Consider the following 7994-nt stretch of genomic DNA (forward strand, 5'->3'; position numbering starts at 1 on the left):
GGATTCCCTCTCCCGCTTGCGGGAGAGGGTAGGGTGAGGGCCAGCGGCCTACGCAGTGCGCCCGCTTCTTTTGCCGTCCCGCTCGTCGGCGGGACAGGCACCTTCACTCGCCCGGCGCCATCGCGACCTGCCGGCGCGCCTCCTTGTGCTTCATCGCCACATACTCCTCGAGCGACTGCTCATGCAGCTGGCGCGCATAGCGCTCGGTCGCCGCGAACCAATCGCGCAGTCTCCGGTCCAGCCGCTGGTCGGCGGGCGTGGACAGCGTGTCGAGGTAGGACTCGATCGCGAGGAAATAGCGCATCGTGTTGCGTTCCGCGATGCCCTGGATCCCGCCGACGTAGCGCGGCTGACCATCCTCCTCGCGGCCGACCACGGTGAAGCCGACCTTCTCCCGGCCCGAGGTCGCCAGATAGGCGTTCGTCGCCACCCGCGCGGCGAGGTTGTTCATGTACGCATAACGCAGCCGCACGAAGCTGCGCCTGGCGTCCAGCGGCACCGCTTCCAGCGTGAGCCGATAGTGGCTGGTCCCCATCGGTCCCTTGTTCGCGCTCATCTCGACGAGCAGGTACTGCGGCTGCGCCGCCAGCACCTGGAAGCGGAAGTCGAGCGCATAGGCATCCTCGATCGGCTGGTCGAACTTGCGACCGATCGCCATGTGCAGCGTCGCGCCGGGTGCGGCGTCGTCCTCGACCGCGCAGCGCTTGACGTTGGCCGGCAGCGTGAGCACGTCGCACCACGCCCCGGCATCGCGCAGCGCGCCGGCCAGCGTCGCGAAGTTGTGCTGGACGACGGCATGCATCTCGCCGGTGGGCCGTTCGGTGTCGTTCACCGAGCTCAGGACGATCGGCCGCTGGAAGGGACTGCGCGCCAGCTGCGGCGCGAGTTGCTCGTACTGGGCGCGCAGGCCTGCGCCTTGCTGCGCCGAGACCTCGGTCGCGAGCAGCAGCAGCCCCAGCAGCAGCGCCGCATGGGACAGCCAGAACATCACGCCGTGATGGCCGGGGCCGTGGCGACCGTGCCTCGGACGCCCGGCATGGAAGAGGGACGGGAGGGAACGCATGGCGAACTCCATCGCTCGACCGAAGGGTCGTTGATCCACCTTAAGGGCGGGGCGGGGGGCGGTCTGTCGGACAAGGCCGCATCGCATCGTCGGGCCGGCGCGCCCCGCGCACGCGGTGTTGGGAAGGCGGGGACCTTCGCCTAGGATGCGGCGCGGCGATGATGCGGGCGGGGCGCAATGAAGCCGCCCACGGGCGCGCCATGAAGCGAGGGACGATGACACGCGAGATGAGGGCTGGATCGAACGGACCGCGAGGCACGAGGGCCCCGCAACGCGGCGCGCTGCGATGGCCTTCGCGCTGGGCCTGGGCGCAAGCGGTGCTGGCCTTGGCGGTGACGGCGGTCGTCGCGCTGCTGTGGTTCGCGCGCCCGCAGGCCGGACCGATCGCGCGGCTCGACGGCCTCGCGCAGGACGCGCAAGCCCAATGGCGCGGTCGGCTCGCGCCCGGCACGACCTACCCGATCACGCTGGTGCAGTTCGATGACGCCAGCGCCGCGCGCTTCGGCAGCATGGCGCCGGCGCGACCGCTGCTCGCCGAGGCGATCGCGCGGGTGCAGGCCGCTCAGCCTCGCCTCATCGCGATCGACCTGCCGATGCAGGGCGCGCGGCCCGACGGCGACGCCGCGCTGGCGGCCGCCATGCGCGGCGGCGCGCCGGTGCTGCTGCCGTTCGCGCTGCCGCCCGCCTCGATCTCCGCGGCATCCGCCTCGCCCACCGCCTCCTTGCCCCCGGTCGGAGCGCCGGCACTCGAGCCAGCCGCGGCCGTGCCGCCCGCGCTGCGCGCCCAGGCCTTCCTCAACGTCGAGGGCGAGCCCCGCAGCGCGCTGCGCCCGGCGCGCGCGGACGCGCCGCCGGAACCGCTGCTGTCGGCGGCGAAGTCGCTGGGCCATGCGCAGCTGGTGCGCGAGGCCGATGGCGCGGTGCGTCACGAACTGCCGGCCTTGCCGCTGGACGGCGCGGCCTATCCGTCGCTGGCGCTGCGCATCGCCGGCGACGCGATGCGCCAGCCCTGGTCCGAGGCGACGCTGCGCTGGAGCCGCGACCTGCGCTGGGGCACGCTGCGCGTGCCGCTGGACCTACTGTCGCGCCAGGGCGTGAACCCCTACGGCCCGGCCGGCACCTTTCGCTCGGTGTCGCTGGCCGACCTGGTCGACGGCAAGGTGCCCGACGAGGCGCTGCGCCACCGCATCGTGATCCTGGGCGTGTCGGCGCGCGGGGCCGGCGCCGCTTTCCCCACGCCGTTCGACGCCGGCCTGCCCGACGCGGAGCGGCTCGCGACCGTCGTCGACAACCTCCTGACCGGCCGCACGCTGACGCGACCGTCCTGGGCTTCGATCGCGGAGCTGGCCGCGCTGCTGGCGCTGCCGCTGCTGTGCGCGGCGCTGCTGGCGCGCGGCCGGTTGTGGCTCGGGCTGCCTGGCGTCGCGCTGTTGGTGGGCGCAGGCCTGGCCGCGGCGCAATGGGCCTTCGAGGACCGCTTCCTCGTGCTCGCGCTCGGCCATCCGCTGCTGGCGGTCGCCGCGGCGAGCACGGGCGTGCTCGGTCTGCGCGGGCTCGCCGCCTGGTCGCGACGGCGGGGGTCGTTGCGTCGCCTGAAACTCAGCGAGGAGCGCCATGTGCTCGCCGCGCAGGGCGCCAACGACGGCCTCTGGGACTGGGACATCGCGACGGACCGGCTGGAGGTGTCGGCGCGATGGCTGACGCTGATGGGCGACGCAGCGAGCGGTGCGGGCGGAGGCAGTGATGCAACTGCCAGTGCCCGGTCCAACGAACCGCCGGAGGGCATCGCGCGCTTCACGCGTCCGTTGGACGACGCGGCCGCCGGCCTGTTCCGTGCCGATCTCGACGCGCACCTGCAGGGCCGCAGCCTGCAGTTCCACCATGTCCTGCGCTTCGAGCAGGGCGGCCAGCGGCACGCACTGCTGGCGCGCGGCGTCGCGGTGAGGCGCGACGGCAAGCCGGTGCGCATGGCCGGCGCCCTCACGGACCTCAGCGAGCAGGAGCGTCTGCACGAGCAGGCCACGCAGGACGCGCTGCGCGACCGCCTGACCGGCTTGCCGAACCGGGCGCTGTTCATGGAACTGATCGCCCAACGCCTGGCCAATCCGACCCCCGGCGTACCGATCGGCCTGGTGCTGCTGGGCCTGGACGATTTCCGCGCGTTCGTCGAGCGCCAGGGGCCGGTCGCCGCTGACGCGGTGCTGGTCGAATGCGCACGGCGCCTGGCCGGCGGCACGGGCCGGGCGGCGCGCTCGGGCCGCATGGTCGCGCGGCTCGGCGCGGACCAGTTCGGCGTGCTCTTCGACGCCCGCATCGAGGCCGGCGCGCTGGTCGACCGCGTGCCCGAATGGGCGCTGGCGCGCATCGAGGAGCCGTTCCTGTTCGAGACGATCGAGGCAGCGAACGCGGGCTCGAGAACCGGCGCGCACCGCCTGACCGCCAGCGCGGGGTGGGCCTTCACGGGGCAGGGCAATTTCAGCCCGGACGACCTGCTTGCCGCCGCCGAAAGCGCGCTGGCTCGCGCCAAGGCCGCCGGTACGGGCCACGCGCGCCTGTTCGACCCGACGCAGCTGCGCATCGAGGCGTCCCGGCGCGCGCTGCGCGAGGACCTCGAGCGCGGCCTGCAGGCGGGGGAATTCCAACTCGACTACCAGCCGATCGTCAGGCTCTCGGACCGCGCGCTGCTCGGCTTCGAGGCGCTGATCCGCTGGCGACATCCCAGCCGCGGCCCGGTGCTGCCGGACGACCTCATCCCGGCGGCGGAGGAGGGCGGCCACCTCATGGCCATCGGCCGCTGGACGCTGATCGAAGCCGCGCTGCAGCTGAGGCGCTGGCGCGAGATCGGCTTCAAGGGCGAGGTCGCGATCAACCTGTCGGCCGCGCAACTGGCGCAGGGCGACGTGCTGCTGGCCGATGCGCGCGAGGCGCTCAAGGCGCTCGGCGAGGTGCCGCCTTCGCAACTGCGCCTGGAGGTCGCCGAGCGCGCCGCGATGGCCTGGCCGCAGCGCCATGCCGAGCTGCTGCAGGCGCTGGCGCGCCTGGGCTTCGGGCTCTCGATCGACGACGTGGGGACCGCGCAGTCCTCCCTGGCCCATCTGCACCGCTTCCCGGTCGACACGCTGAAGATCGACCGAAGCTTCGTCACGCGGCTGGGCGAGGGCGGCGAGGCGCAGGAGGTCGTGCGCACGATCGTCGGCCTGGCCCGCGCGCGCGGCTGGCGGACCTTGGCCGAAGGCGTCGAGACGCAGGCGCAGGCCGCGCTGCTGGAAACGCTCGGCGTGGAGATGGCGCAGGGCTGGCTGTTCGCCCAGGCGCTGCCGGCGGAGGACGCCCGGCGCCTGATCCAGACCGTGCCGTGGAAGAAGCCGGCGGCGTCGCCGCCGCCGGCCCGGCCTCAGGCCATGCCCTGATGCCGCAGCAGCGCGTCGATCTGCGGCTCCCGGCCGCGGAAGGCCTTGAAGTTGTCCATCGCGTCGCGGACGCTGCCCATCGACAGGATCTCGTCCAGGTAGCGCCGGCCGGTCGCTGGGTTGAACACGCCTTCCTCCTCGAACGCGCTCCAGCAATCGGCGGATAGCACCTCGGCCCACTTGTAGCTGTAGTAACCGGCCGCATAGCCGCCCGCGAAGATGTGCGAGAAGCTGTGCTGGAAGCGGTTGAACGCCGGCGGCGGCAGCACCGTCACCTCGGCCCGCACCTCGTCCAGCAATTCCTGCACCCGGGTCTCGGCGCCGGGCTCGGCATGCAGCCGCATGTCGAAGAGCGCGAACTCGATCTGGCGCAGCGTCTGCAGGCCGGCCTGGAAGTTCTTGGCCGCCAGCATCTTGTCGAACAGCGCCCGCGGCAGCGGCTCGCCGGTGTCCACATGGGCCGACAGCTGCTGGATCACCTCCCACTCCCAGCAGAAGTTCTCCATGAACTGGCTGGGCAGCTCGACCGCGTCCCACTCGACGCCGGAGATGCCCGACACGCCCAGTTCCGCCACGCGCGTGAGCAGGTGGTGCAGCCCGTGGCCGCATTCGTGGAACAGCGTCGTCACGTCGTCGTGGGTGAGCAGCGCCGGCTTGCCGTCCGCGCCCTGCGGGAAGTTGCAGACCAGGTGCGCCACCGGAATCTGCTCGGCGCCGCTGCCGGCCAGGTCCGGCCGCGCCCAGCGGCTGCGCACCTCGTCCATCCAGGCGCCGGGCCGCTTGCCGCTGCGCGCGTACAGGTCCAGGTAGACCTGGCCGATCAACTGGCCGTCGCGGCGCAGCTCGCAGAACTGCACCGACTCATGCCAGACCGAGGCCTGGGCCGGCACCAGCTGCACGCCGAAGAGCCGGTCGACGATGCGGAACAGCCCGTCCAGCACGCGCGGCAGGGTCAGGTATTGCCGCACTTCCTGGTCGGAGAAGGCGTAGCGTGCCTCCTTCAGCTTCTCGGAGACATAGGGCAGGTCCCAGGCCTGCGGATCGTCCAGGCGCAGCGCGGCCTTGGCGAAGTCGCGCAGCTCGTCCAGGTCGCGCTGCGCATAGGGGCGGGCGCGGGTCGCCAGGTCGCGCAGGAAGCTCATCACCTGCGCCGGCGAGCTCGCCATCTTGGGCACCAGCGAGGCCTCGGCGAAGTTGGCGAAGCCCAGCAGCTTCGCCTCCTCCTGGCGCAGCATCAGCAGTTCCTGCATCAGCGGGCCGTTGTCCCAGTCGGGCTTGTCGCCGAGCTCGCTCGCGCGCGTCACGTAGGCGCGGTACAAGCGCTCGCGCAGCGCGCGGTCCTCGGCGTACTGCATCACCGGCATGTAGACCGGGAAGTGCAGCGTCAGCTTGTGCGCGTCGGCATCGGCGTGGCCGTCCTTCTCGGCCGCGGCGCGCGCGTTGGCGACGACGTCCGCCGGCACGCCCTTGAGCTCGGCGGCGGTGGCGAAGTAGCTCCAGCCGTCGGTGGCGTCCATGACGTGCTCGGAGAAGGCCTGGCCCAGTTCGGCGCTGCGCTCCTGGATCTTGGCGAAACGCGCCTTGGCCTCGCCCTGCAGCTCGGCGCCGGAGAGCACGAAGTCGCGCATCGCGTGCTTGAGCAGCTGGGCGCGTTCGGACGTCAGGCCCGGCTGCGCGGCGATCGCCTTGTAGAGCGCGTACAGCGCCTCGTTGGCGCCCAGCGCGGTGTGGAACTCGGTCACCGCGGGCAGCATCGCGTTGTAGGCCTCGCGCAGCGCCGGCGTGTTGGCGACCGCGTTCAGGTGGCCGACGGCGCCCCAGGCGGTGCCCAGGCGCTCGGTGGCGACGTTCAGGGTGCGGGAGAGGCGTTCGTAGTCGGCCGGCGCGCCGGGCGCCGTGACCTGCTCGAGCGCCTGCTGGGCCTGGGCGAGCAGCTCGGTGATGGCCGGCTGGATGTGGGACGGGTCGATCGCGGCGAAATCAGGCAGCGGCGCGGTGGACAGCAGCGGGTTGGCGGCGGTCGGCGCGGCGGCCGAAGGGGCGGAGGAGTCGGTCATGCAGGCCTCGTGAGTCTGACGAAATGCCGGGACAGTGTCTCAGCCTTTCGCGCGCGGATGCGCGGGAGCTCTCTATCGTGGGGATGGGGGCCAGGCTATCAAGCCCATGGCTCTCCCGATCACGAGGCGCGGATTGTCCTGCGGAGGCTGCTGGCCCTCACCCCTCCCTCTCCCGCAAGCGGGAGAGGGTGCAAGAAGAGCGAAGTGCGCCGCTGGTAGCGCGCCGCGGGGATTTACCCCCTCTCCCGCTTGCGGGAGAGCAACTGTGTTCCAAGTCAAGCGCTAATCAGGCTAGCGCGGGCTGTGGATAAGAGGGCTGCCAAGCGGTGCCGGACTTGATGACGGCGTTGATGATGGTGAGCAGCTTGTGCATGCAGGCGGTCAGCGCCACCTTCTTAGGCTTGCCCGCTTGCACCAGTCGTTCGTAGAAGCTCCTGAGGACAGGGTCATAACGCACAGCGCTGAGCGAAGCCATGTACAGCGCCGAACGGACATTGGCCCGTCCACCCCAGGTGGAGCGCCGACCCTTGAATGTGCCGCTGTCGTTGTTCAACGGCGCCACACCCACGAGTTTGGCGATCTCGCGTCGCTTGAGTTGGCCGAGTTCGGGCAGCGCAGCCATCAGCATCGCTTGTGTGCCTGGCCCCACTCCCTTGAGCCCTTTGAGCAACTCCAGCTTGTCCTTGAAGTGCTCCTTCAGGAAGCCGCCCGCATCGTCATCGATCTTTCCGATTTGGTGGTCCAGCATCTTCAGAATGGTGCGAATGCTCTTGCGCTGCGACGCGTGCATGCTCGCCAATCGGTTGTGCTCAGCCACCCGCATGGCCACGAGCTGACTGCGCCGCGTCACCATGGCTAGCAGTGTCTCCTGCGCGTCCGTGGGCAGTTTGTAGAGCAGTCGCTCGCGCCGGTCGCTGGCATGCAGCGTGCGCGCAAACTGCGACAGCATCTTCGCGTCCGTGCGGTCCGTCTTGGCCAGGTAGCCCATCGCTTTGGCGAAGTCATGCGCCTGGCGCGGATTGATCACCATGACGGCCAAACCATGCGCGCACAGCATCGCCGCCGCCGGCTGCTCCAGCCCACCGGTGGCTTCCAGCAGAACGACTCCCACGCGCTCGCGCATCTCAGTGAGCATCGCCAACAGCGACTTCAAACCGGGCTCATCGTTGCTGAAGGTCTGCGTCTTGTCCCTGTCATTCAAGGCCACCTCAAGCGTGGCTTTGGAAACATCGATACCAACAAAAATCAGTTCAGGTGCGCCTGCCATTTCCCATCCTTGCAAATTCGAGGTCCGAGCACGCCAGTGCATGTCGGCCGTCCAGCAACTGTTCGGGCTTGCTCAACAGACGGCCAGTCGTCCACGCCAAATGCTCTCCCACGGGCTAGGTATCCCAGAGGGCAGACGGGCTGTGGACAACTGCCAAAACAAACCTGTGTGTACTCTCAAAACGAAAGATACAAGGG

Annotated in this window: 4 protein-coding genes; 1 reads left to right on the forward strand and 3 read right to left on the reverse strand. The window is 70.7% G+C overall.

Annotated elements, in window-relative coordinates; genetic code table 11:
* Positions 1-103: 103 nt before the first annotated feature.
* Positions 104-1063 (reverse strand): hypothetical protein, encoded by a 960-nt coding sequence (locus ACTJKJ_RS24355; protein ID WP_440822629.1) that lies wholly within the window; start codon positions 1061-1063, stop codon positions 104-106.
* A gap of 317 nt (positions 1064-1380) precedes the next feature.
* On the opposite strand from ACTJKJ_RS24355, the gene ACTJKJ_RS24360 reads away from it, so the two are divergent.
* Complete coding sequence (locus ACTJKJ_RS24360; RefSeq protein ID WP_440822631.1) at positions 1381-4473, forward strand: EAL domain-containing protein; 3093 nt, start codon at positions 1381-1383, stop codon at positions 4471-4473.
* Here the strand turns inward: ACTJKJ_RS24360 and ACTJKJ_RS24365 are convergent.
* Entirely contained in the window at positions 4458-6530 is a 2073-nt protein-coding gene (locus tag ACTJKJ_RS24365) for a M3 family metallopeptidase (protein WP_440822633.1), read from the reverse strand. The genes ACTJKJ_RS24360 and ACTJKJ_RS24365 overlap by 16 nt on opposite strands.
* 286 nt (positions 6531-6816) lie before the next feature.
* Positions 6817-7797: an IS110 family transposase gene (locus ACTJKJ_RS24370; RefSeq protein WP_440819474.1), complete on the reverse strand. Its 981-nt coding sequence runs from the start codon at positions 7795-7797 to the stop codon at positions 6817-6819.
* Positions 7798-7994: the final 197 nt, after the last annotated feature.

This window comes from Roseateles sp. 22389 (genome assembly GCF_052044995.1).
GTDB lineage: Bacteria > Pseudomonadota > Gammaproteobacteria > Burkholderiales > Burkholderiaceae_C > Roseateles.

Bases quoted from the DNA above. Each gene is read 5' to 3' on its own strand.
- ACTJKJ_RS24370 (WP_440819474.1), bottom strand. From the start codon at position 7,797: ATGGCAGGCGCACCTGAACTGATTTTTGTTGGTATCGATGTTTCCAAA.
- ACTJKJ_RS24355 (WP_440822629.1), bottom strand. From the start codon at position 1,063: ATGCGTTCCCTCCCGTCCCTCTTCCATGCCGGGCGTCCGAGGCACGGT.
- ACTJKJ_RS24365 (WP_440822633.1), bottom strand. From the start codon at position 6,530: ATGACCGACTCCTCCGCCCCTTCGGCCGCCGCGCCGACCGCCGCCAAC.